This window comes from Bacillus sp. AFS037270 (assembly GCF_002585305.1).
Map to the genome: position 1 here is coordinate 63,533 of NZ_NUNF01000013.1, position 26,106 is coordinate 89,638.

General features: G+C 38.0%; 17 protein-coding genes. 4 read left to right on the forward strand and 13 right to left on the reverse strand.

Annotated elements, in window-relative coordinates:
* Positions 1-70 precede the first annotated feature (70 nt).
* The 11 genes from COD92_RS06325 to COD92_RS06370 form a co-directional block, all read right to left on the reverse strand.
* Positions 71-1,363, reverse strand: a complete 1,293-nt coding sequence (locus COD92_RS06325; RefSeq protein WP_098995961.1) for an MFS transporter — start codon at positions 1,361-1,363, stop codon at positions 71-73.
* 265 nt (positions 1,364-1,628) lie between these two features.
* Positions 1,629-4,133, reverse strand: coding sequence for a GH39 family glycosyl hydrolase (locus COD92_RS06330; protein WP_098995962.1), 2,505 nt, complete (start codon positions 4,131-4,133; stop codon positions 1,629-1,631).
* A gap of 90 nt (positions 4,134-4,223) precedes the next feature.
* Complete coding sequence (locus COD92_RS06335) at positions 4,224-4,985, reverse strand: DeoR/GlpR family DNA-binding transcription regulator (RefSeq protein ID WP_098528461.1); 762 nt, start codon at positions 4,983-4,985, stop codon at positions 4,224-4,226.
* A gap of 143 nt (positions 4,986-5,128) precedes the next feature.
* The gene (locus COD92_RS32670) at positions 5,129-5,257 is read right to left on the reverse strand and encodes a hypothetical protein (protein ID WP_255286580.1); all 129 of its coding nucleotides are present in this window, start codon (positions 5,255-5,257) and stop codon (positions 5,129-5,131) included.
* Between the two features lie 45 nt (positions 5,258-5,302).
* Positions 5,303-8,215: an alpha-L-rhamnosidase gene (locus tag COD92_RS06340; protein WP_098995963.1), complete on the reverse strand. Its 2,913-nt coding sequence runs from the start codon at positions 8,213-8,215 to the stop codon at positions 5,303-5,305.
* Between the two features lie 118 nt (positions 8,216-8,333).
* On the reverse strand, positions 8,334-9,626 hold the full coding sequence (locus tag COD92_RS06345) for an MFS transporter (protein WP_098995964.1): 1,293 nt from the start codon (positions 9,624-9,626) through the stop codon (positions 8,334-8,336).
* Between the two features lie 211 nt (positions 9,627-9,837).
* Positions 9,838-11,106 (reverse strand): glycoside hydrolase family 1 protein, encoded by a 1,269-nt coding sequence (locus COD92_RS06350; RefSeq protein WP_098528458.1) that lies wholly within the window; start codon positions 11,104-11,106, stop codon positions 9,838-9,840.
* 165 nt (positions 11,107-11,271) lie between these two features.
* Positions 11,272-12,297, reverse strand: coding sequence for an AraC family transcriptional regulator (locus COD92_RS06355; RefSeq protein ID WP_098995965.1), 1,026 nt, complete (start codon positions 12,295-12,297; stop codon positions 11,272-11,274).
* Positions 12,298-12,530: 233 nt separating this feature from the next.
* Positions 12,531-13,784: an L-rhamnose isomerase gene (rhaA, locus tag COD92_RS06360; protein ID WP_098528456.1), complete on the reverse strand. Its 1,254-nt coding sequence runs from the start codon at positions 13,782-13,784 to the stop codon at positions 12,531-12,533.
* Positions 13,785-13,805: 21 nt separating this feature from the next.
* Positions 13,806-15,224 carry a rhamnulokinase gene (gene rhaB, locus COD92_RS06365; RefSeq protein ID WP_098528455.1) on the reverse strand — a complete coding sequence of 473 codons (1,419 nt, stop codon included), beginning with the start codon at positions 15,222-15,224 and terminating at the stop codon, positions 13,806-13,808.
* Between the two features lie 227 nt (positions 15,225-15,451).
* The gene (locus tag COD92_RS06370; protein ID WP_098528454.1) at positions 15,452-16,369 is read right to left on the reverse strand and encodes a DMT family transporter; all 918 of its coding nucleotides are present in this window, start codon (positions 16,367-16,369) and stop codon (positions 15,452-15,454) included.
* Between the two features lie 246 nt (positions 16,370-16,615).
* Here COD92_RS06370 and COD92_RS06375 point away from each other — a divergent pair, with 246 nt between their 5' ends.
* From COD92_RS06375 to dcuS, 4 genes are all read left to right on the forward strand, one after another.
* A complete protein-coding gene (locus tag COD92_RS06375; protein WP_176541109.1) occupies positions 16,616-17,632 on the forward strand; it encodes an AraC family transcriptional regulator in 1,017 nt (338 codons plus the stop codon).
* 192 nt (positions 17,633-17,824) lie between these two features.
* Complete coding sequence (locus COD92_RS06380; RefSeq protein ID WP_098528452.1) at positions 17,825-19,078, forward strand: dicarboxylate/amino acid:cation symporter; 1,254 nt, start codon at positions 17,825-17,827, stop codon at positions 19,076-19,078.
* A 111-nt stretch (positions 19,079-19,189) separates the two neighbouring features.
* Entirely contained in the window at positions 19,190-19,867 is a 678-nt protein-coding gene (locus COD92_RS06385) for a response regulator (protein ID WP_098528451.1), read from the forward strand.
* Positions 19,868-19,898: 31 nt separating this feature from the next.
* The gene (gene dcuS / locus COD92_RS06390; RefSeq protein WP_098528450.1) at positions 19,899-21,485 is read left to right on the forward strand and encodes a DcuS/MalK family sensor histidine kinase; all 1,587 of its coding nucleotides are present in this window, start codon (positions 19,899-19,901) and stop codon (positions 21,483-21,485) included.
* A gap of 230 nt (positions 21,486-21,715) precedes the next feature.
* Here the strand turns inward: dcuS and COD92_RS06395 are convergent, their stop codons facing one another.
* Both COD92_RS06395 and COD92_RS06400 read right to left on the reverse strand, forming a co-directional pair.
* Positions 21,716-24,547, reverse strand: a complete 2,832-nt coding sequence (locus tag COD92_RS06395; RefSeq protein WP_218014457.1) for an alpha-L-rhamnosidase — start codon at positions 24,545-24,547, stop codon at positions 21,716-21,718.
* A gap of 172 nt (positions 24,548-24,719) precedes the next feature.
* A complete protein-coding gene (locus tag COD92_RS06400; protein ID WP_098528449.1) occupies positions 24,720-25,991 on the reverse strand; it encodes an MFS transporter in 1,272 nt (423 codons plus the stop codon).
* Between the last annotated feature and the right edge of the window lie 115 nt (positions 25,992-26,106).

Consider the following 26,106-nt stretch of genomic DNA (forward strand, 5'->3'; position numbering starts at 1 on the left):
ATTATACTTTAACTTATACAACAATAGAGGTGAATCTAAGTATAGTTCACCCCTATTGTTCAATATTTGATTAAACTACTTTTTCATTAAGATCATTATTGACTTTCAACTTAGATTCCATTTCTGGAATTGGAAGAACAAACACAGCTGAAAGAATGGAGAAAGCGGCTAATACTAAGAAGAAGAACGTATATCCATCTCCGCCAAACAGGCTTACACCTAAAGCAATTAAAGCAGGTGCTGCAAAATTTACTAGTGTTGATGCTAAGTTTGTTGTTGTATTCATGATCGAGATGTCTTTTGCTGCATTCTCTTTGTTTGGGAGAATTCGGTTTACAAGAGCATTGTCTACCGCACCATATAATCCAAACCCAAAGTTAAAGATAAAGTTCCCTACGATAACCCAAGTGATATTGGATGAGAAAGCAAATGTGATTAGACAAACTCCTGTTAAAAGGGCTGCACCGAAAACAAATGGCTTTTGTTTTTTTACCTTATCTGATAAGAAACCACCAAGTATACCAGCAGCAACCATTATCCCGATGGCTGGAGCAGTAAGTCCCATTAATTGAAAAATCTTTGTTTCACTCAAATGGAATCTTGCGATATAGAAAAGTGTTAACATATTCATTCCGGCATTTGTAAAATAAATAAATAGCTTTGTTAATAATGCCCATGTATAGGAAGGGTGCTTTATAAAACTTGGATAGAAACCACGAATTCCAAACGACTTCTTTTCAGCTTTTGTTGCTGTTCCGGCAAAATAATTATCTTTAATAAGAAGAGCAGCTAGGAACCCACCAATTAATTGAACAATAATCATAGTAATCATTTTTTCACTTTGGGTAGACTTAGCAAAGACTCCCATTAACATTTGTCCGGTCATTACGAAAGCAGGTGCTGCAGCACCGATAATGCCCGAAATTCGACCAAACTTTTCTTGTTCTACTTGTTCTGGAACAATCGCATAACAAGAGAGTGATACCATTCCATAAAAGAATTGTGCCAAACACCAGGAAATGACAAGCATCGGGATTGATGTAGAATACGCGAGAGCTAGCATACAAATGGCGCCGCCGATACTTCCTCCAATAATCCAGAATCTCCTTCTACCCATTTTTACACGAGTTTTATCTGCAATTATCCCACTGAATAGTCCAAAAATAACAACTGCTATTCCTGTAATCCCAGATGCTGTACCATACACAGCTGTTGAATGTTCCGGCCCAACAATTTTTATAATAATAAATTGAATAAGTCCAAACGCTAATAATACTAACGGCGCTATTGCAGTTCCAACTCCAAGAATTGATGCAACGATTAATCGTCCAAAAGGTGTCTTATTCATTACCGTATTCTCCATTTTATAGCCTCCTTATTTTCAAACGCTTTAATTCACTATAAATTTACAATTACCTATGAATCCTTCTAACTGGAAACGCTTCCTTATGTACTTCATTATAGAGATATGAAAACCTTTACACTATCCGTTATTTGTTCAAAGCAGGTACGTAAATTGTCATTTCTCTTTATTATGGTTCCTTTGTACTAATTATCTGCAACAAAAAAAGGCAGGTCGGTTCCTGCCTTCACTTAAATTCCGTCGACAACTAAAGGTATAATTCTGCCTAAAGCATTTTTTGAGGAATAATTTCATATAATTGGAGTTCATGGGGGGCAAGATTAGCGGTTAAGATATAATCTTCTTCAATTCGGACATCCCTTAATTGAAGTCTAGGTACACTAGAATTTTTCAAATAGCTAATCTCTTCCTTACTCAAAGTTTGCGGAGCTCCCATCTCGACCCACTTATCAAAAGAACTTCCATTCTGCCTATTTAATTGGTACTGTTTCACCTTATATGTTCCTTTTTTTAGATCACTTAAGATTAATTTCATTTCAATTGGATCATGATTAAGAAACACATTGTATCTATTTTCTAAATCAATATTGGCATGCTGGTTCATACAATACAGCCGGTCATAATGGCAATAATGATATAACATAAGTTGATAACCCTTAGAATTTTTCGTAAGAAAATAGCCATCCCCCTGAGAAACGAGTTGATTACCCAATTTCCCCATAAGTTCATAGGCAAAAAAAGCAGGTTTGGAAATGTTTCGATTAGTGATTAACCCAAGTCCGCCATGATAATCGATCGTCGCCGCTCTTCTTTCCTCAATTAAGTCGGTTATCGTCCAATAGCCAAAACTTTGGATGGAATCAATATTTTCCAAAAGATTTTTTACGATATAGGCTGCTTTAAAAGTAGTATCATTCGTTAAATCACGATGGTAAGCCGTTGAGTTCCATTCAGATAGGTGAATTTCAAGGGTTTCCAGATTATTTTCTAACAATATCTGCTTGAGATCAGCTATACGGTTTTTCAGAAAGCTTTCATCCCTTGAAATATACCCAAAATCCATAGCATTTTCATTCGTTAGATTCTTTTTCTTATTTACATCCATTTCATCATGTGAGTAATTGTGGAACGAGATAAAATCAGGGATACAGCTCTCTCTCTTGCAAAAATCTAAAAATTGCTGCAGCCAGTCACTGTTTTTTATCGAAACAATACTTGGTCCGCCTACTTTATAAAGAGGATTAATTCCCTTAATCGTTTCGTAAGTATTTTTATACAACGTGCAATAATCTTCGAAGGTCCCTCGCCAGAACACATAAAAATCCGGTTCATTCCATACTTCAAAATACCAGTTCAAAACTTCCTCATCCCCATAAAGGTTCTCATAATGTCCAATAAACGCCTTTAAGAGGTCATTCCATTTTTCTATATCCTTGGGTTTACTTACGTTGCTTTCTTTAAAAAACACTGTTTCATTACAATCGGCTAAGTCCCTTGGCATAAAGCCTAACTCGACAAACGGCTTTACTTGGATACTTCGTAAAAAATCAATAAGCTTATCTGTATATAGAAAATTAAATTCAGGTACTCCTTGTTCATCTTCTCCATAAACCATCATTTCATCATCAAAAATGCCATGAAAACGAAGATACTGAAAATTTGTCGCGTTTTTTACCATTTTAAGCTGGCTTTGAACGTCAGTGATTAGACACTCTTTGGCCTTCCCAACAGTCATAAGATTCTTCCAAGTATGTGTAAGCTTTCGAACCTTTTCATCCACATTAATTTTAATGGTCTTTTTTTGAACGGCCTTATGTTCGACCACTAATGCTTGTTCATTATTAGGCAAAAAGGCAAACAATTGGTGGAATGCCTGTGTTTTGTCAATTTCCACATAGTTCGCAAGTGTTACCTTATTACTCTCCGTTTTCTTTGGTTCCATCTCAACCGCACGACGGTATTCACTCGGCGTCTGATGATAAAATTCCTTAAAAGCCCGGTTAAATGCCTTTACGCTTGCAAATCCATTATCAAGCGCAATCTGTGTCAATGGAATATCGGTAAAGACAATATCTTTCACAGCATGATCAAGCCGAATACTATCGACGTATTTCGAAAAAGGCATCCCCAAATGTTTTTGGATAAACTTTGATAAGTAATGTACAGACAAAAATTCAATTTGTGATAGTTCATTTAAGGTTATTTGCTGCTTAAAATTGTCCTTTACATAGGAGGTAATTCTTAGTAACCGTTCAATGTGTTTCTGGCTGGAAAGTTTATTCTCCTTCTCTGTCTCCTCTTTAAAATTTTTGATTAATAGATAGATTAGCTGAAAATAAAGGGACTTTATTTGTAATTCGTATCCTTCGCCCTCTTTGTTGATGACCCACATCATCTGCGCTAATAAGGAGCGGAGTTCATTAAACTCTGCTTGGTGTTGTTCATCATATAAAAACGATTTACAAGAGAAGACAAAGGAGTCGACATCTTTTACATTCTCTTTTAAGTCAGGAATCGGCAGTTGAATCGTTAATAATAAGTTCTCTTCTTGGTGTCCAATGGCATGAATGTCGTTTGCATTGATCAGGAATACGTCTTTTTCATTTAACTCAAAACGCTTATCATTCACTGACACGCTCACTTTCCCTTTTAGGACAAAGATGATTTCGATGCTGTCATGCCAATGATTTGTAACATAATCTACGCTATTTAGAAAAATATGCAAGGGCAGTTCTTTATTCATTTCGATGATTTCATAGGTAAAATTCATAACTGTCACCCATCTTGATTAGATCAATTATTTTTTCTAGTATACATCTATCTATCGTAAAGTGTAAAAAAACAGACCAGTTATGGCCTGTTAGTCTACAATTAATAACTTTATCTTTTTTTCTTCCAGTTCGTTTTTAGTTTCTTTATCTACTTTTGAATCTGTAATAATGCAGTCGATGTTTGTAACTGGAACGATCTGTGAAAAAGCACGTGTTCCAAATTTACTAGAATCCACCATTAAAATGGTTTCATCGGCGATTTCCCTCATCTGCTTTTTTAATAACGCTTGTGACTCATTAAAATCACTTAGCCCTCTTTCCAAATGAACTCCTTTACAGGAAAGGAACGCTTTATTCACGTGGTACATACTAAGGGATCGTTCCGCAAGCGGTCCAACATATGATAAAGATTGTGAGAGTAACGTTCCGCCAGTCGAAATGACTTTGATTTGTTCTTTTTTACTAAGCTCGATGGCAACTTTAATCGAATTGGTTAAAACGGTTAAAGGCATATCAGGCAGTTCCTTTGCTACATACCATGCGGTGGTACTAGCATCTAACACAATTTGATCACCTTGCTCAATTAACCGAACGGCTGCCGCCGCAATCGCTTTCTTTTGTTCCGCATTCGTAATTTCTCTTTCTAAATAGGAAATCTCCCCTTGATCCTTCTCAATACTAACTGCACCGCCATGGGAGCGCATTAATAAATTCTCTTTTTCAAGCTTTTCCAAATCTCGTCGAATAGTTTCTTCTGTTACAGAGAAAATTTTGCTAAGCTCCGTAACCCGAATACTTAATCGTTCATTAACCAATTCGACGATCTTTTTTTGTCTTTCTGCTACAAGCACATCTTTTACCCCTTTCTATCTTATACTTTTATTTATGTTGTTTTATGTTTGTTTTTTACTTATTCTCACTATAACTATACCATATATTTTTGAAAAACAAACACAAATTATCTAAAAAGAAAGATTCAAAAAGGGAATTTTCTTTAATAAAAAGGCTGTGCTAAACTTGGATGTTGATTTCCGCTCCAGTCGCTCGCTTTCCGCAGGCGCCGAGCGCCTTCCGCTCCAATCAACATCGTTTCAAAATCAACAATATCCATTAACACAGCCAATAAAAAAACAAGCCAATCACATCAAAGTGAATGGCTTGCTTTTTTTTATTTTACCAAAACGGCTTCAAATTCAAGCTTGTTTATCTCGTCAATAATGGCTTTTACTTTATCAACTGTCAAATTCGCTTCTTGTAATTCAACCAATTCTTTCAAACTTCTTGCTTTTGTTGTAAAAATACCAGGTGGTTTTGTGATACCAGGGGCAGCTTTCTCTAAAATGGCAACTGCCTCTTTATAGTCAAGGAAATCAATAATGCGTGTATCTTCCGTAAAACTTGGTCTTAATCCACGTTCGTTCCTATATCTAAAGTGATAGACACCAGAGCCTACTGTAAGTTGGACACCTTCTAAGGTTTCCATATAGGAATGAATGTCACCGGAAACCAATGGTTTATTACCTTCTAGTACTTCTGAAAGGCGCGCATTAGGTAATAGAATTTCGGCCGTTGTATTAACTGGAATTTCAACTTCCATTACTACCTCTTTATCTGTAAGGAGCCAGGATGAAAGGATCTTCCCATACAAGGACTCGTATGCTGCTTTTGCATAAGTAAACGAAAGACTAGCAAATTTTGGCTCAATTTTGATTCTCTTATACGCTGGACTTGAAGCATCCATATCCAATCCTGCGATAACTTTGTACATCAAATTTCCGATAGAACCATATGCGTAATGATTGAAGGAATTCATTTGGTCACTCCAGAACGAACCGTCTTGCTTTATGCTGTCCCAATGCTCCCAAACGGTCGTCGCACCTTTTTTAACTTGGTAAAGCCAGGACGGGAAATCATCCTTCATTAATAATTTAACAGCGGTTTCGTGGTAACCGCCTTTTGAGAGAGCTAAACAGATATACGGCGTTCCGACAAACCCAGTATTTAAATGATAATCATTTTGAATCAGCAGCTCGTTAAGTTCAAAGGCTGTCCGTTCTTTCGCTTTTCCGTCTACCATATCAAACATGAGGGCAATGACATGGGCCGTTTGGGTTGGAGATACCAGTCTTCCAGATGGTGAAACAAATTCATGATTAAATTGTTCAATAATCTTATTCAATAGAGCGCTATATTCCTTAACTTCATCTGCTTTTCCAAGGACCTCTGCCGCATCTCTAAGAATTCTCGTTGAATGGGCATAAAAGACGGTAGCAATAAAATCCTTTGGAGTGGCCCCAACGAAGCTATTTTCTTTGGCATCAAGGGCCAACCAATCCCCAAAATGGAAGCCAGTGTTCCATAGGTATTCGTTTTTGCCCTGCCTGCGGATATATTCTACCCATGCTTTCATGCTGTCATATTGCTCTGCAAGTAATCGTTTATCTCCGTATGTTTGATACATAGTCCAGGGAATAATCGTGGCTGCATCGCCCCAAGCGGCGGAGCCGACCCCACCCTCAACGTTTGGTATCACAAATGGAACATTTCCGTTTGGAAGCTGATCAGCCTTTAAATCTCTGAGCCATTTTGTGAAAAATGGTCCTCCCTGATAATTAAATAAAGCCGTCGAAATAAAAACTTGGGCGTCCGCCGTCCACCCCAGCCGTTCACTCCGCTGCGGGCAATCGGTCGGCACATCCACGAAATTGCCTCTTTGGCCCCAGACAATATTCTGCTGCAGGCGATTAACCAGTGGATCGGAGCATTCAAATTCTCCTGACTTCGCCATATCAGAATGGATGACTTCACCTACAAAGTTTTCAAGCGGCAGCCCATATTCCTGTCCCGGATATCCTTCGATTTTCACATACCGGAAACCTTGGAATGTGAAATGTGGAGCATAGGTTTCTATTTCATCGCCTTTTGTAATATATTCTACTGTTTGCTTTGCAAATTTTAGATTACCAAAGTAAATATTCCCGTCCTTATCCAGTACCTCGGCATGCCGTAAGACAATTCGAGTTCCTTTAGGAGCATTCACTTTAAATCGGATTCTACCGACCATGTTTTGCCCCATGTCTAAAACAGTATCCCCAGCAGGTGTTACAAAAGAGTCTATTGGATTTAGTACTTCTGTTACACGAGTTGGGTAGTTTTCTTGTGCCACCAACTGGGTAATGGGCATTTCTTGAATGATTGTACCCATCCAATCCTGATCATTATAATTGGACTGGCTCCAGCCTTCTTTTTCGAGCCTTGCATCAAATGTTTCCCCATGGTAAATTTCTGAAAATAAAATTGGTCCTGTTGAAGCCCTCCAAGTGTTGTCTGTTATAATTACCTCTTCTGTCCCGTCGTTATAGGTTACATGGATTTGAAATATTGCTGCCCGTCTGTCCCCATAGATATTGCGGTTATTTTCCCTGACAAGGTTTCCTTTATACCAGCCATCTGCCAGTATAATGCCCATTGCATTGGAACCTGCTTGAAGCTGTTCGGTCACATCATATGTTTGATATTGAAGACGTTTATGATAGCTCGTCCAACCCGGCGCGAGAAGTTCATCACCGACGCGTTCTCCGTTTAAATATAATTCATACAAACCAACGCCGGTACCATAGATTCGAGCTGATGTAATACTGGGCTTTAAGGTGAATTCTTTTCTTAATAGAAAAGCAGACTCGCTTAGTGGATCCATTCCTTCTGGATCTGGTGTAATCCATTCTGCCTTCCATTCTTCAGGAGATAACAGACCCGTTTCCCACCAAACAACATCACTCCAATTGGATTCACGTTCAAAGTTATCCCATACCTTTACACGGTAAAAATACCTTGTTCGAGAATGTAAATCAGGACCATCATATTCGATGTGGATTGATTCATCTGATGTGATAACCCCGGTATCCCATAAGCTGGTAGTGAAGTCTTCATGATTTACAGCTACTTGAATCTGATATGCTCTTTGCATCGTTCCCCGTCTGTTTGATTGGATTTTCCAGCTAATACGTGGTCTTTTTATATCAATTCCTAGCGGATTATTTTGATATTCGCATGTTAATGCATTTACTTTTAACAGTGTCATTTTCTTATACCTCTCAATCCATACTTTGTTTCTAAAAAAACCTTGCAAATACTTAAAGACAACAGGGATGAATGTCTACCAAGAACATTCATCCCCTTTTTCATTTTTCAATGATTGATTATATAACTATTTCGTTTGTAGCATCATGGCTGCTTTCCTGTTTAGATCCCATTTCAGGAATAGGCAGGACTACAACAGCAGAAAAGATAGAGAATGCAGCTAAAACCAAGAAGAAGAGAGTATATCCATCTCCGCCAAATAACTTTACTCCTAAACCGATTAAGGCAGGTGCTGCAAAATTCACTAATGTAGCTGACAAATTTGTTGTTGTATTCATAATAGAAATATCTTTTGCTGCATTCTCTTTTGAAGGGAGAATTCGGTTTACAAGGGCGTTATCTACTGCACCGTACATTCCAAAACCAAAGTTAAAGATAAAGTTACCAACAATAACCCAGGTAATGTTTGTCGAGAAAGCAAAGGCAATTAAACAGATCCCTGTTACAAGGGCTGCCCCCATAACAAACGGCTTTTGTTTTTTCACCTTATCTGATAGAAATCCTCCAAGGATCCCAGCAGCAACCATTAACATAATTGCAGGTGCGGTAAGCGCCATTAATTGAAAAATCTTTGTTTGATCCAATTGAAATCTTGCAATATAGAAAAGAGTTAACATACCCATTCCAGCATTTGAAAAGTTAATAAATAACTTTGTTAATAATGCCCAAGTATAAGACGGATACTTTTTAACACTTGGGTAGAAACCTCGAATCCCAATGGACTTTTTCTCACTATTTGCTGCCCCTGCAAAATAATTATCTTTTATTAAAAGGGCTGCTAAAATCCCACCAATCAGTTGGACAATAATCATTGTTATCATTTTTTCTTCAAGAGTAGATTTAGCAAAAGCTCCCATAATCATCTGTCCGGTCATAACGAAAGCTGGTGCTGCTGCACCGATAAGACCTGAAACGCGTCCAAACTTCTCTGGTTCTACTTGTTCAGGAACAATGGCGTAACATGAAAGTGATACCATACCATAAAAGAAATTTGTTAAACACAAAGCAATGATAAACACCGGGATGGATGAAGCAAACGTAAGTGCTAACATGGATAAAGCTCCACCAATACTTCCCGCAATCATCCAAAACCTTCTTCTACCCATCTTTAGCCGGGTCTTATCAGCAATGACTCCGCTAAAAAGTCCAAAAATAACGACAGCAATACCGGAAATCCCAGATGCTGTAGCAAAGGCAGCAGTTGCATGCTCTTGTCCAACTATTTTAATAACTATAAATGTAGAAAGTCCAAATCCAAGCAGTACTAACGGCGCGATCGAGGTGCCCACACCAAGCATTGCAGCTACTAATAATCTTCCAAAAGGCGTCTTCTTCATCATACTATTTTCCATAGATTTAACCCCCTCTAATTTTAAACCGTTAATTTAGGTAAACGTTTGGGAATTGAACATTTAGTTGTAATCCTTGCTTAAAACCCCTCCCTTTTTGATATTTCAATTTTAGCAAGCGTTTTCAAAGATTTTAATGTTAAAAGTAAAGCAGTGTATTGCGCGTTTCAAAGATATTGTCAGCCCCCGAGCTGGACCCGGGAGCCCCAGTAATTTATTTTGATACGAATGTGTCCATTTGTGCAATACGACCTAGCAAACGTGCGCTTTCTTTTACTTTTCGTTCCTGTGTGGTTCGGTCTACTTCAATTAAGCCAAATTTCATCGAATAGCCGGATTGCCATTCAAAGTTATCAAAAGTTGTCCAGTGAAGATAGCCTCTGACGTCAAGCCCTTCATCCAGACAAGCCTTCACACCTTCTAAACTTCTTTGGATAAATTCTACACGTCTATCGTCATCATCCGTTGCTATACCGTGTTCTGTGATCATAATTGGTAGGGATAAGTCTTTAGAGACATTGCGAATCACGTTAGCAAGAGCTTCAGGATAAAATTCATATCCCATTTGTGTAAGTTCAGCTCCTTCGGCAGGCTTCACTTGTCCTTCCGGGCCGTATACTTCTCGTGTATAATTTTGTAATCCGAAAAAGTCATCCCCTTCTAACATCGGTAAATATTGTCTAAAATAACTGTGCCATTTTTGCGCGGCCAATTCCTCGCCTCCAGGGATGGACTGGATATCTGATAGAGCCATCGATAAGCCTACTTTGGTATTTGGCTGAATCCGTTTGATTGCCTCACGTGCCTTTCGATGCGTTTCTTTTAAAATATTAATAGAGGACTCATCCGAAATCATATGGAACGTGAAGTAATTTTCAATCGTTGTTCCACACAATTTTGCAGCCGACTCCCTCCATTTAGGTGCCGTCCAGGCATTTCTATCAATCCCGACAGGAGGTATAAAGCCGATTTTCGAGAAAATCTCACGCAGCATAACGGGCAGGTTTATTTCATTCATCGTTAGGGCGTAAGGAATTAAATGGCCTATTTCACGAAATACCACTTCACAATACTTTGCAAAACGATCTGGAACCTCCGGGCTGGCCCATCCTCCAAGTCTCATTAGCCATTTAGGTGAAGAAAAGTGATGCATAGCAACTACTGGTGTTATACCGTATTTATGACATGTTTCAAGCACATCCCGATAATGTTCTATCGCCGAACGAGAATATTGCCCCGGTTCTGGTTCAATTCTCGACCATTCTATCGAAAATCTGTAGGTGTTCACTCCTAGGCTGGCCATCAGGGCTATATCGTCTCGATAAAGCCGGTAATGATCTATGGTATCCCCTGATTTATCTTTATATGGTGAGCCATCTGCATGCTCTTCCGCCCAGAAATCGCTGTTATAATTATTCCCCTCAACTTGATATGCTGCTGTCGTCGAACCCCAAAGAAAATTGGCTGGAAAGTTAAATTCCATTTTTAACACTCCTTGTATTCTTATATCCTGCTGATTACCTATATTGTAGCAAGCGTTTTCAAGGGTTTTAATATTAAAAACAAAGAGGTTTATTGCTCGAATCAAAGATTTTGATGATACCTCACTTTTTCTCAAAAAAATAAAACCGCTGTTTAGGCGGTTTCATTACGTGAGTTGACTTTTAGTAATATCATTTTGAGACCTGTTATCTCGATATTCTTTCGGTGTCTGGAGGTAAACTTCATTAAATTTTTTATAGAAAAAAGATAAGCTTGAATAGCCCACTTCTTCTGCAATATCAGGAATAGGAAGCTCTGAGTTAGAGAGATATAAGGCGGCCTTATTTAATCTTTGAATCTGAAGAAGATCCTTAAAGGATTTACCTGTTGCTTTTTTAAGGACAGCAGAAATATAGTTTGGGTGATATTTGTAGTGATCTGCCATTTCCGTTAAGCTGCAATCCTTAAAATGATCGTCAATGTACTTTAGAAACTCTAGAACAATAGCATCTTTCTGCTTAAGATCGTCTTTCTGTTTTGTATTGGAACTGTTACTGTGGCGAATTAATTCAGTAAACAATATGAAAAGGTACGCGTCAATCATTTCCGCCGTAAAAACATCCTTTTCAAAATACTCGCACATAATTTGCTCCATAATACCAACCACTTTTGAATGTACTTCAAAAGGGAAGAAAAGATAGTTATTTGCTCTTCGACTATCGATCAGGGAGTCAATTAGGAATTGGGAGATAATACTCTTATTCGTGAAACGGCTGAGGAAGCCGGTTGATAAATAGTCATGCTTAAGCTTCATTTCAATAATGATATCAGATTTTGATGTCTCGTTTATCGTATGAGGGGTGTTTTTATCAATCATAATGGTTCCGCCCTCAGAAATGTTTATTTCGTGGTCCTCCATGGTAACCGTGCATTTCCCTTTGTAGACGTAAATTAATTCAATATACTGATGAATATGCATAGGGACGAGCGCGGCGACGGGACACTGAGAAATGAAAATGTTATCCTCAATCGGATTAATTGTGGGATCAAAGATCATATTGAAATTGTATACTGGCTCACCATTTACTTCATTTACCGGTTCTGGATTATAGGTGTTTTTAATAACATTCCAATCAGGTGCCTCCCTGGTGTTGTTGGTTTCAAGTAAAGACCGCAAATCAGTACTATTCATCTGAACCCTCCCATCAAATCAAATTGGGAATTAATTTACAATTAATGTAGAATTCTTTTATTAATTTGTAGAATTCCTTCTTTATCTTGTAGAATAACTTAAAACTTCGTAGAATTCTTCATTTATTTCGTTTAATTCTTCAATTTTTTGTAGAATCCCTTCTTTTTCTAAAAAAGAAGACCCAAAAAGGAGTCTATCATTCTCCTTATTTGAGTCTTCCCCAAAAAATCCACTTATCGCTTTAATAAAACCTCTTGCTCATACGCTTTTACTTCTTCTAACCAAGATTCTCTTACTGGAACGCCCATTTTTTCACAATAGTAATCCCAAACCGCACCAAATGGATAAGTTTTGAATTCTTCCATTAACGCTAATCTTTCAGTAAAGTTTCCTTCTTCTTGAAGCTGTTTTAGATACTCGTTTGGTACTAACATTGCAGATAATAATGCCTTGATCATATTGCGAGTTCCAATTGTCCATGCAGCAACACGGTTGATGCTGGCATCAAAGAAGTCAAGTCCGATGATAACACGGTCTAACGCATCATTACGTACAATTTCTAAGGCAATTTCTTTTAGTTCATCATCAAGGATAACTACATGGTCACTGTCCCAGCGTACAGGTCTTGAAACATGCAATGCAAGCTTTTCGCTAAATAATAACATTGAAGAAATTTTATTGGATACTGTTTCGGTTGGATGATAGTGTCCTGTATCCAGTAAGCATAATTTATCATTTTTCATTGCATAATTTAGATAAAATTCATGTGAACCAACTACATAAGATTCAGAGCCAATTCCAAATACTTTACTTTCAACCGCATCAAGATTGTATTTCTCGTCTGTTTCTACTGCAAAAATTTTATCCAATGAATCTTTTAATCTTTTTCTTGGAGTTAAGCGGTCACTAGGAATATCTTTATAGCCATCTGGAATCCAAATGTTTGTTAAGGCCGGTGTACCAAGTTCTTTTCCGAAGTACTCACCAATTTTACGGCTGCCAATGCAGTGATTAATCCAGAATTCCCGAATTTCCTCGTTTGGATGAGAAAGCGTCAAGCCATCATTTGCTTTCGGATGTGAGAAAAGCGTTGGGTTGTAGTCTAAACCTAAACCATTTTCCTTTGCCCATTTCACCCAGTTTTCGAAGTGTTTTGGTTCTAATTGATCTCTTTCTACAACTTCTCCATTTGTTTCCGCATAAATCGCATGTAAATTAACGCGGTGTTTACCTGGAATTAAGGAAAGTGCTTTTTCTAAGTCAGCTCTTAATTCTTCCGGTGTTGACGCTTTACCAGGATAATTTCCAGTAACAGAAATTCCACCAGATAATTCGTTCGGATTGACTTCAAATCCTCCAATATCATCGCCCTGCCAGCAATGAATAGATATAGGTACATTTTTTAATTTTTCAATGACTTCATCAACATTAATTCCCCATTTTTCATAAGCCTTTTTAGCAAGTTCATAGTTTTCTTGAATAGACATGTATTTTCTTCCTCTCCATGGTTAGTTTGTAATCGGTGCCGTTGGTAAATATTTCTTTACCTCAAATGATTTTTTAACAATCGTGCGCGCCTCTTTAATATCTTCAATTTCATCGAGGGCCATTAACTGCGCCACGATATTACCGATCGCAGTAGCTTCAACTGGTCCTGCATATACTTCTTTCTTTGTTATATCAGCGACAAGTTGATTTAACATTTCATTTTGACAGCCGCCGCCAATGACATTGATTTTTTCAAATCTCTTTTCAAAAATTTCCTCAATTTCGTGAACGGCATCCTGATAGCTATCTGCTAAACTATCATATACGCATTTTGCGACTTCTCCCGGTGTGCTAGGAATCGGCTGACCTGTTTCCACACAATAATTCATGATTTCCTGAATCATGTTCTCAGGTTTTAAGAAACGGTCATCATTCACGTTAACAATAGCCCTGAAGTCCTTAGCTTCTCTAGCTAAATCGACTAGTTCGGCAAATGAATATTCATTATTGTAGTTACGTTTAACCTCTTGAATCATCCAGAGACCCATAATATTTTTTAAGAACCGGTATTGATAATCGATTCCGCCCTCATTAGTGAAGTTGTAATCGAGTGCTTTTGTTACACAGATTGGGAAGTAATTTTCTACTCCAATCAGCGACCATGTACCGGAGCTGATATAAATCGTTTCATTTTCTTCGGGTACGGCAATTACTGCTGAACCTGTATCATGTGTTGCCGGTAGAATCACTTGAAGGTCAAAGCCTAACTCTGAAACTAGTTCTTCCCTTAATGTTCCAAGAACCGTCTTTGGCGTTTTAATTTCGTGGAACATTTCTTTATTAATTCCCAATAGATCTAATAAGTCATGATCCCATTTTTTTGTAAAAGCATTGACTAATTGTGTAGATGTAGCATTTGTGTATTCGTTTGCTTTTTTCCCTGTGAGCAAATAGTTAAAGTAATCCGGAATCATTAAGAATGATTTTGCCTGGTCTAAGATTTCCGGTGCGTTTTGTCTAATCGAATATAATTGATAAATGGTATTAAACTTTTGGAACTGGATGCCTGTTTCTAGATACAGACGCTCCTTCATGATCTTTTCAAAAACTTGCTCCATCATACCGTCTGTTCTTGGGTCACGATAAGAAACTGCTTCAGTCAATGGTTGATTCTTATCATCCAATAACACAAAATCGACTGCCCAAGTATCAATTCCGATACTATCCGGCTTTATGCCAAGTTCATTGCACTTTTTTAATCCATTTTTTATTTCTTGAAAAAGCTTGTCGGCTTCCCAGCAATAGGAGTCGCCTTTTTTGACAATTTTGTTTTCAAAACGATGAATTTCATCTAGTTTTAATAATCCATTTTCTAGGTAGCCTAATATGAGCCGGCCGCTAGACGCACCAATATCAACAGCAATACTGTATTTTGTCATTAACATCACCTCTCGGTTGGAAACGCTTACTGATATATTTATATAATACTAGAAAATGACGTTTTTCCTATAACTTGATTCGACCAATTTATTGTCCTTATTTGCCAACCTTAATTCTTAAATACCAAAAAACACCACAGATTTTTTCTGTGGTGTTATCATCCCTATCCATTTCTCAGGATGTATTGATAGTTTTTGTTATTTAGCCCTATCAGTGGGAGGACTCTTTACATTACCGCTTTATTTGACCCAGTAGAAACCACGGTTTTAGCCGATGGCATATTTGCAATAAATACGCCTAGTAATACCAAAATACCGCCAATGATTTGATTCAGCAAGATATGATTCCCTAAAATAAAATGGGAGGCAAGAATCGCGACAAACGGCTGGATATTCATGAACATTGAAGCTGTACCTGCACCCACTTTAGCTACGCCTTTATTCCACCAAAACCCGGCAATACCTTGAGCCATGATCCCAGCAAAAATTAACAAAATCCACATAAAAAGAGAATGGCTGATGACAGTGCCGCTCACAAAACTTTCGACACCGGCAGCAGGAATCATCAGTACACTTCCTAGTACGGTTGAGTATATCGTAATAATAAATGTGTTCATGGTTTTTGATAAACCTCGGATAAATAATATACTAATTGAGAGGCAAAGCATGGCGATTAGTATGTTAAAATCTCCCCATGAGATTCCCAAACCGCCATTTGCAACACCAATAATTGAAAAAACACCAATTAAACTAATAAAGGCTCCTGCCGATTTTTTAATGGTAAACTTGACCTTAAAAATAATCCGTTCCAACAAAATGGTGGCTATCGGTGCCAAGGAAATAATTAATGAGGCGTTTGCGGGTGTTGTATGATGAAGACCAGTAAAGTAAAAGGTTTGATTTAACAGTGTTCCAAAAATCCCTACACCCACTAGGAATTTCCACTCTGAGATGGTGGGTCGCTTCATTCCTTTATGAATCAAGGCAACGATAATCAAAAAAAGTGAGGTAAAGCAAATTCGAACGGTTGATAAAAAAACAGGTGAAAATCCTTGCAGTAAATAGGCACTGACCGGATAATTACAACCCCATAAAACAGAAACCAAAAAGAGACTAATAAAAGCTTTTATCATACTACTCGACATTTACCATAGACAACCCTTCTCAAAATGTTTTTGTTGGTGACTTTTATTAGTATAGCATGGTATTTCGCTAATCGAAAGAATTATTAATGGGAATTTTCATTCCTCTTTCCCAAGTTAAATGGATTAGAATTTCCTGTTTGCCGGCAGCCAAACACACGTAAATCTCTTTTAGTACTATATAAAGGAATAAGAAATTGATAAACTATATCTATAGGAATTTCATGCAAATAAAGGAGGGTGATGAATATGGATACGACCATTATTGAAAAACAATTGATGGAAATGAGTGAATATGAAAGAAAGTATTCAGGCACGCCCCAACACCCAAGACATTATTCCCACTTAGAAGACTCAGAACTAACTTTTTCTACGGGCATTCAAGCTCCCGACATTGTACCGGTAGATTATTTTTTTAAACCTGATCAAAATGTTGTATTTTTAAAACATCCTCGTTTTATCAAATTTACTGACCATAGACATTCCTTTATTGAAATGAACTATGTATACTCAGGTACTTGTACACAATTCATTAATGGCAAAGAGGTTATCCTCAAAGAAGGAGATCTTTGTTTACTAGATACCAATGTTATGCACGGAATTGAAAGCGCCTCCGAAAATGATATTATTATCAACATCATGATTCGAACAAGTTATTTTGATTCGGCACTGCTTCAAAGACTATCCGGAAATGATTTATTAACCGATTTTTTCGTAAATGCCATTTATCAACAAAAGAAAGATAGCCGGTATATCATTTTTCCTAAAGGTCCCAACAATCGACTTAAAGAAATCATCATCCAAGCATTGGGAGAATTCTTTCATCCGCAGCTTTGCTCGAATGAGGCAATCAATTCATATATGCTGTTAATTTTTACAGAGCTTTTAAGGATTTATAATAGCTATTCTAAGGACAAAGAAGAACCAACCTTTAAGAAAGCGATTATCTCGGAGATTCTAAGTTATATGGAACAAAATTATCAGGCGATGACACTAGAACAAACAGCTGAGAAGTTTCACTTTCATCCGAATCATCTAACTAGATTACTAAAAACCAACTTAGGCAAGACATTTATTGAATTATCACATCAATTAAAAATAAAAAATGCCTGCACCCTGTTAGAGAATACTGATTTTACAATCGATCAGATCGCAAATAAAGTTGGGTACACCAATATTACCTTTTTCTATAAATCATTTAAAAAAATTCATGGCGTTACCCCCGCCGAATATCGCAAGAAGAACCACGAAAGCCCTACTCCTTAGTAGACTTTCGTGGTTTTTTGTTACTGCATGAAATTTGTGAACAAATTGTGACCAAAATCACCAAAAAGAACGATATAACCAAAACATTGTCAGACTATTCTATAAAATCTATACTTTCAATTAGAGTTTACATCTTGGCTTGATTCACTTTTGTAAGTGTTTACAATTTTATAAGAATCGGAGGATTGGGAAATGAAAATCAATTTTAAAAGTCTTACAACCCAGGTTTTAATCGCAATTGTACTTGGTATTATCTTTGGTGCCTTATTTCCAAAAACAGGTGCAGATTTAAAAGTCTTATCGGATATTTTTGTTAAAATGATCAAGATGGTTATTGCACCAATTATTTTCTTAACAATTGTCGTTGGTATTGCTGGCATGGGGGATATGAAAAAAGTCGGCAGGATCGGCGGAAAAGCATTATTATACTTTGAAATCGTTTCCACTATATCTTTGGCAATCGGAATCCTGTTTGCCACTATTTTTAAACCTGGTGCGGGAGTTAATGCACATAGCGCGAAAGCAGATATTACTCAATTTACTAAACAAGCCGCCGAAGGAAGTCACAGTTTCATGGATTTTATCATGGGAATCATTCCTGATAACTTCTTGGGGGCAATGGTAAACGGCCAGCTTTTACCGATTCTTTTCTTAGCCGTTCTGTTTGGAATTGCCTTATCTGGGCTTGGAGAAAAAGGAAAATCAGTTATTGATCTTTTTGAAAAACTGTCTGAAACATTCTTTCGGATTGTAAATATTATTATGTACTATTCACCTATAGCAGCGTTCGGTGCTATCTCCTATACAATTGGTGAATTTGGTATCGGTTCCCTCGTATCTCTTGGAAAATTGTTTGGATTGACTGTCTTAGCCATGTTAGCATTTATTGTTATCGTTTTAGGCGGAATTGCAAAGTTCTATCGATTTAATATTTTTCAATTTATACGCTATATCAAAGATGAAATCTTTTTAGTACTAGGCACATCATCTTCTGAATCAGCTCTTCCTAAAATGGTTGAGAAGCTTGAGAAATACGGTTGTTCCAAGTCAGTTGTCGGTCTAGTTGTTCCTACAGGCTACTCTTTTAATCTAGATGGAACATCTATCTATCTTTCTATGGCTGCCCTCTTTATTGCCCAGGCTTTCGGGGTTCACTTAAGCTTTGGTCAAGAGGTCACATTACTTGGTGTGTTAATGCTTACCTCCAAAGGAGCAGCTGGTGTAACAGGCTCCGGGTTTGTTACTTTGGCGGCAACGCTAGCTGCCTTCCCAAGTGTTCCTGTTGAAGGGATTGCCCTTCTTCTAGGGGTTGACCGGTTTATGTCTACAGCTCGTGCCTTAACAAACTTAATTGGCAATGGGGTCGCAACAGTTGTTGTTTCGAAAATGGAAAATGAGTTCGATGAGAATGTGAATTCCAAGCAATCTATTAGTAAAACAGCCTAACCTCCTGTAAAACTGGATAAAAGACTTCAGCCACGAAAACCGTGGCTGTTTTTTTGAGGATAGGAAAAAAAGTAGGGTATAATGGTAGAAAAGATATCAAAGGAGAAAAGTATGGAGCCAATCAAAGTCTTGATTGTCGAGGATGACCCGATGGTCATGGAGATTAATGCTCAATTCGTTTCCAAGCTTCCTGGCTTTAAGTTAGCTGGAAAAGCTTTCACTGGTAAAGAGGCTATTTCATTCATTAATGATGAAAAGCCAAATCTCGTTTTACTTGATTTCTTTTTACCAGACACAAATGGACTTACTTTGTTACAAACCATTAGAAATAACCATTATCCTTTAGACGTTATTCTCTTAACAGCCAATCGCGATCCACACCATATCCAGGAGATTTTCCGGGCTGGTGTTGTGGATTATATTGTCAAACCATTCCGATTTGACCGTTTTCAAACAGCACTTGATCAATATCGTCAAAATTTTAAAAAATTCAAGGAAAATAAACCCCTTGAGCAAGCAGATTTGGACGCTTTAGTGGGAGTTCAACTCAAGGGAGGCGAGCCAGAGGACTATTTGCCAAAAGGGTTGAATGACAGAACCCTCCAGCAAATAGTACAATTTTTAAAAGGACAAGCTGAACCTCTTTCTTCTGAAGATGTTGCCGCAGGCATTGGCTTAGCCCGCGTAACCGTTCGCCGTTACTTAGATTATCTAGAAAAAAAAGGCGAGATTGTAATGGAAATCCAATACGGTTCCGTTGGCCGTCCAATGAATAAGTACAGGTTATAACCTTGAAGAAAAAAATGAAAGTGGGGATCCTGTGCGAAACAAACGACCACGGTTTCGTCTTCAAACTACGATTACCTTTTTAGTCTGCGGAGTTGTTGCACTTGCTTTATTTGTCACCGATTTGCTCATAAGTAACGAAATAGGGGAAGCGACACTAAATAATCAAACAGATAAAGCGATGAATATTGCCAGGATGGTTGCGCATTCTCCCCTTACTATTAACAATTTGGAACAAAAGCAAAATGAATGGGAGATACAGAATTATACCCGTGAAATGACTAATATAACTAACGTCGAATTTATTGTTGTGATGGATATGAATGGGATACGGAAAACGCATCCTAGTCCAGATAAAATTGGTCAACATTTTGTTGGAGGCGATGAAGGACCCGTTCTCCGTGGTCAAGAAAAGACCTCCATCGCAAAGGGAACATTAGGGTACTCTTTAAGAGCCTTTACTCCAGTATATTCATACTCTGGAAAACAAATTGGCGCTGTTGCGGTAGGAATTTCTCTTAATAAGGTCAAACAAGACGTTAAAAACAGCAAACATGTCATTTATTTAGCTGTTATTTTCGGCGTATTAATTGGAGTTATTGGGGCAATTTTTTTGGCTAGAAAAATAAAGAAAAGTATGTTTGGACTGGAACCATTTGAAATTGGTAAATTACTTGAAGAAAGAAGTGCCATGCTACAATCAACTAAGGAAGGAATTCTAGCTGTTGATCAGGATGCCCGCATCACACTCATTAATAATGAAGGACTGCGGTTATTCGAAGAAGCGGGAATGAAAGAAAACCCTGTCGGCCACTTTGTGGACCAATACCTCCCTCAACTTCAATTGCGAAATGTCTTAGAAACAGGGAAACCGAGTCTGAATATTGAAGTTGATTTATCTGGTATTACCCTATTTGCAAACCAACTGCCGATTATTGTCGGTAATCAAATGGTTGGTGCCATTACTACTTTTCGTAACAAAACAGAAATTAATAAGTTAGCAGAAGAGCTCACTGGGGTCACACTTTATGCAGAGGCATTAAGGGCCCAATCCCATGAATTCATGAACAAACTTCATGTTGTTTTAGGATTAGTTCACCTGCAGCAATATGAAAAGCTTTCCGATTATATTAACCAGATTTCCGACCAGCTTCAAAATGAAGTCGGTTATATTGTCAGCAAAATAAAGGACCCCGCTCTAGCAGGGTTCATACTTGGAAAAATGAGCTACGCAAGGGAAATGGGGGCAGAACTTTCCTTCTCAGGAGAAGGTACCTTGCCTGAACCTGCCCTGCCTGAAACTACTCATGAAATAATTACTATTATTGGAAACTTAACTGATAATGCTTTAGAGGCTCTTTCCGGCCAAGAGAATAAAAAGGTATTGATTCATTTTGATTATTATGATCATGAGCTTTTAATTGAAATAGCGGACAATGGTCCCGGAATTGAAGCGAATATGGTTAAGCAGGTCTTTTCGAAAGGGTTTTCTACAAAAGGGAACGATCGAGGAATCGGTTTATTTCTTGTTAAACGCAGCTTAGAAAAACTTCACGGTCAGATAGAACTTTCTTCAGAGGTTGGTAAAGGAACGAGATTTACTATTACTCTCCCCTACTAATTAAAGGGAAGAGCTAACAGTGTGTTTAATGATAGAGCAAGAGAAAAAGTCCGGGCAGCGGTTGTCAAAGCAGCGCATGAAACAGGTGCGGCACGCAAAGAGCTTCGGAGGGCAGCAAATTCAGCCAACGTTTAGGTCGTAATAACCTATTAGTCTATATTAGAGTTAAGGGACCGCCAATGATAAGAGGCGGTCCCTTTTTCTTTAAGCGATTCATGGATTTTAACCTTTTAGCTCTTAAGCTCATTTATTCTACATAACTCATTTAATTTGTATTCAATATTAATTTGTCCAGAACGTGCAGTGAATTCAACTCTTCTTTCCTTTTCATCATATTGATAATTTGAATATCCCATCTCGGTCACATAATCATTCAGTTCTTGAATGCAGCCTGGATCGACATTTGTTAGTGAAATAACAGCAATTGTATTAGCTGGTACCATGACTTGTAAGAACATTTTCTTTTCTTCTTTTATCTCCCATTTCACCTTAATATCACCATAAATAGATTCAAATTGCGTATTCGCATATTTTAATCGGTCATTATAATGCGGTTCGACCTTAAACTGACTGTATCCTGGTTCAATTGGAGTTAAACCGCCAATATGGCGGACCAGCCAATCCCCTACACAACCGAATGCATAGTGGTTAAAAGAGAAAGCCCCAACAGTACCATCCGGTTTAATCGCTTCCCATGATTCCCAAATCGTTGTTGCACCATTTTTGACTTCATAAAGCCATGAAGGGCAGGCTGTTTGGAAGAGCAGCTTATAGGCAATTTCCTCATAACCATTTTCACATAAGACATCCATAATATACGGAACAGATAAGAATCCTGTATCAATTTTATAATCATTTTTCTCAATTAACTCTACTAATCTTTCAACCGCTTTTTTCTTTCGCACTTCTGAAAGCAGATTAAAAGCCAGTGCTATTGTATAAACACCTTGGTAATCTGAGGTCATCATCCCTGAATCTGTGACATAGGCAAGTCTAAAGGCTTCCTTTACCTTATTATGAAGCGTGTGATAATAATCAGACTGCTCTGGTTTTCCCAGGATTTTTGCAATCTCAGCTAACAAACCAGCAGAATATGCATAGTAGGCAGTTGCAATAGAATCCTTGGTAGCAAATGCAGAGGCGATAGGTCCTTGAGGCTCTTTACCAAGCATAAAACTCGGGATCATCCAGTCACCAAAATGGAATTTTGTATCCCATAAGTAGCAAACATAGTCTTCTTCCACATTTTCTTTATTTTCTGCTGCACTTTTTTGTACAAAATCAAGCCATTTTTCCATTGCCGGGAAGCATTGTTCAAGGATACGTTTATCCCCATATCTCTGATAAAGTACCCAAGGAACAATAAGAATAGCATCTCCCCAGCCGGCTGAAGAAATAGTTCCAGTAAATTTTTTGTCATTCCAAATGTCCTTTGGAGCAGGGCTGAAATTGAGAATTTCTCCATCTTCCGTCTGCTCTTGTTGTAAATTCCAAAGCCACCTTGTCAGAAATGCCTGGACATCCATATTAAAAGCAGCGGTGGGAGCAAAAACTTGTAAATCACCGGTCCAGCCTGCACGTTCTCGTTGCGGGCAATCTGTCGGAACCGACAGCATATTGCCTTTTTGGCTCCATTGAATATTTTTCCAGAGTTGATTAATCTCTGAATCAGATGTTGTAAAAAGTCCCGTTACCTTCATATTTGAGTACAAGACGATTGCTGAGATATCCTCTCGATGAAGCTCCGAATGAAAGCCTGATAGCCGCACATATCGGAAACCATGGAAAGTGAATGTTGGTTCGAAAACCTCCTCATTCTCACCGCTTGTCACATAATAATCCGTTTGCTCTTTATTCCTTCCTACTATATTATTAAAAAACTCACCATTTGCATCCAAGACTTCACTATGTTCAAATTTTAGTTCCTGCCCTTTTGAACCGTGCACGTGAAACCGGATACGTCCTGCAATTACTTGGCCGAAGTCGATGATATATGCTTGGCTCTGATCCTTCCAAATATCAACAGGAGATAGAATTTCAGCCGGTTTAACAAATTCACCATATTGTGCTCGTAAGTTATCTAACCTATAATCAGCAACTGCAACGGGTGTCCATTCATCTTCTAAACAATTATATCCTGGCCGGTCCCATCCTGACTTTTCTAGATTTTTATCCTGTTTTTCTCCGATAAAAATGTCACTGTATAAATAGTGACTGTTTGATGATAAAAACGAATCATCTGTTGCAATTATCTGTTTGGTTTGATCTGTATAAGTTATTTCTATTTGACCCAGAAGTCCTAACCTGTTGCCAAATTGAGCGCTTCCTCCAGGAATACTGATTCTGCCTGCATACCAGCCATCCGCAAGAATCACGCCTAAAACATTTTCACCATCACAAAGATACGGCAAAACATCATAAGTTTGATACTGTAGATAGTTGGAATATGATGTGTAATCAGGTGTGAATTCTGCATCCGTGATTTTTTGACCATTTATTTTTGCATGATAAAGTCCATGAGCAGTAATGTAAAGACGAGCTTTCGCTATTTTCTTTTGGTCAATGTGGAAGGATTTACGAACCAATTTTGGCGGGTGCAATCTACCTTCTGGGGATGGTAACTCCCCTTTCTTCTTATTAATAAACATATCCTCTAATGTCAATTCCGGTTCTTCTACAACATTTTCTTGCTGTGGTTCAATCCAGTTTGCTACCCATTCATCCTCGTGTAAAAGGCCCATTTCCCAATGTCCTTCACTGCTCCATGCTGATTCCTCACCATTTGAACCCCAAACACGGACTTGCCAGGTATAAATGGTTTTACTCTGCAATAAAGGACCTTCGTATGGAATGTTTACTGAAATTTGAGAATGTACCATTTTTGAATCCCAAATCAGCTTTTTAAAACCTAAAGATTCTTTTTCAAACACATTTATTTGATAGGCAGACTGATTTATGCCTGTCCCTTCACTTTCTATTATCCAGCTGAAACGCGGCTGCAGGATATCTGCTCCCATCAGACTATCTTGATTTTCTATTTTTAACTTGATGACTTGGATCAAGATTTTTCCTCCTCATTTGCCCTCTATTTCTCATGTTGTTTACAATAAGAGGTGCTACCATTATTTCAAAAAGAACCGCTGCTATTGCAATGAGTATCAAGGTTATATTCACGTGTAACCTCCAACATATGGATAAAATCCACGCAATTAAGGCGCGGATTTTATCATTTTTTTACTGAGCAATTTCAATATTAGTAGCTTCTTTCCTTTCCAATTCTGGAATTGGTTTAACAATAATTCCTGCTAGTATTCCGAAGATAGCCAGTACTCCAAAGAATAATGGATAACCCCCTGCTGCAACAATTGGACTTGCAGCCGAGTTGGCAAGCGATCCTCCAATATCATTGGCAATGTTGACGATTCCCATATCTTTTGCTGCATCTTCAGGATGTGGAAGGACTCTTGACATCAGTGCAATATCGACTGCTAAGAACATTCCAAAGCCAAGGGAAATGACTGAACCACATACATAGGAAAAGCCAATACTAGGAGCAAAACCATAGCCTAAAATACCGATTGCCGTTACGATTGCCGCAAGAAATACAAATGGTTTTTGGCGTCCAAATTTATCAGAGAGACCACCGCCGATTATACTGGCCACTGCTAAGATTGGGATGGTTATGTTCATGCTTGTAGAGACAATACCTGCTAGATCTTGCTGAGAAACATGAAACCGTTCTAGATAATAGACACTTGTAAAAGAAGCAGCCGTATAGGCAATACCCATGAAAAATCTTGTTAAGACTCCAAATGTGAAGTAAGGATGTTTTCTTGGACTTGGATAAATCCGAGACATTTTTTCACCTAAGGTTAAGGAATCATTTTTCCCACGCTCTTTTTGATACTCTACTTTTCCTTCTTTTATCAATAAGCTTGTAATAACGGCAAAGACGACACAAATAAGTCCAAGTAATAAAAACTTCCTTTCAATTGCCCAGCTATTTAAGATAAACATTAAGTTAATCCCAGCCATAATGGCAAGCGGACTGACAAGACCATATATCCCAGAAGCAGTACCACGTTTGTTTTCCGGCACCTGATCCGGAATTAAAGCGGTTATGGCCGTAGTCATAAAACTTAACAAGAGTTTGGCTAGTGCCCAAAATAACAAGACCATTGTAAAGGTTTTAGCAGCCCCCACCCCGTAGAGTGCCGCTGCTCCCCCAATTGAACCAATCAGAATCCAAGGGCGCCTCCGTCCTAATTTCCAAGTTGTTCTGTCGCTAATCACGCCTGCCATGTATTGACTTAAAATACCAATAATGCCTGTAGTTAGACCAATGATACTAAAGTTCTTGGTAACGTTTGCAGGGTCAAGCATAGCTAATTTCACTGTTAGCAGGAATGCTAGTGGTGTAATTAGTGCTAGATTATAACCAAAGCTTCCAATTGAAATACCGGCAATTAAACGAGGAAAAGGTGTTTTGATTACATTAGAATTCATTGTTTAACCTTCTTTCCTTTTTTTGTTTTCTTAAAAAATTGAAAGCGCTTCTATCCTTAGTTTATAGGAGACACTATTGGTTAACTATAGCCATATGTGACATAATTCCTATCCA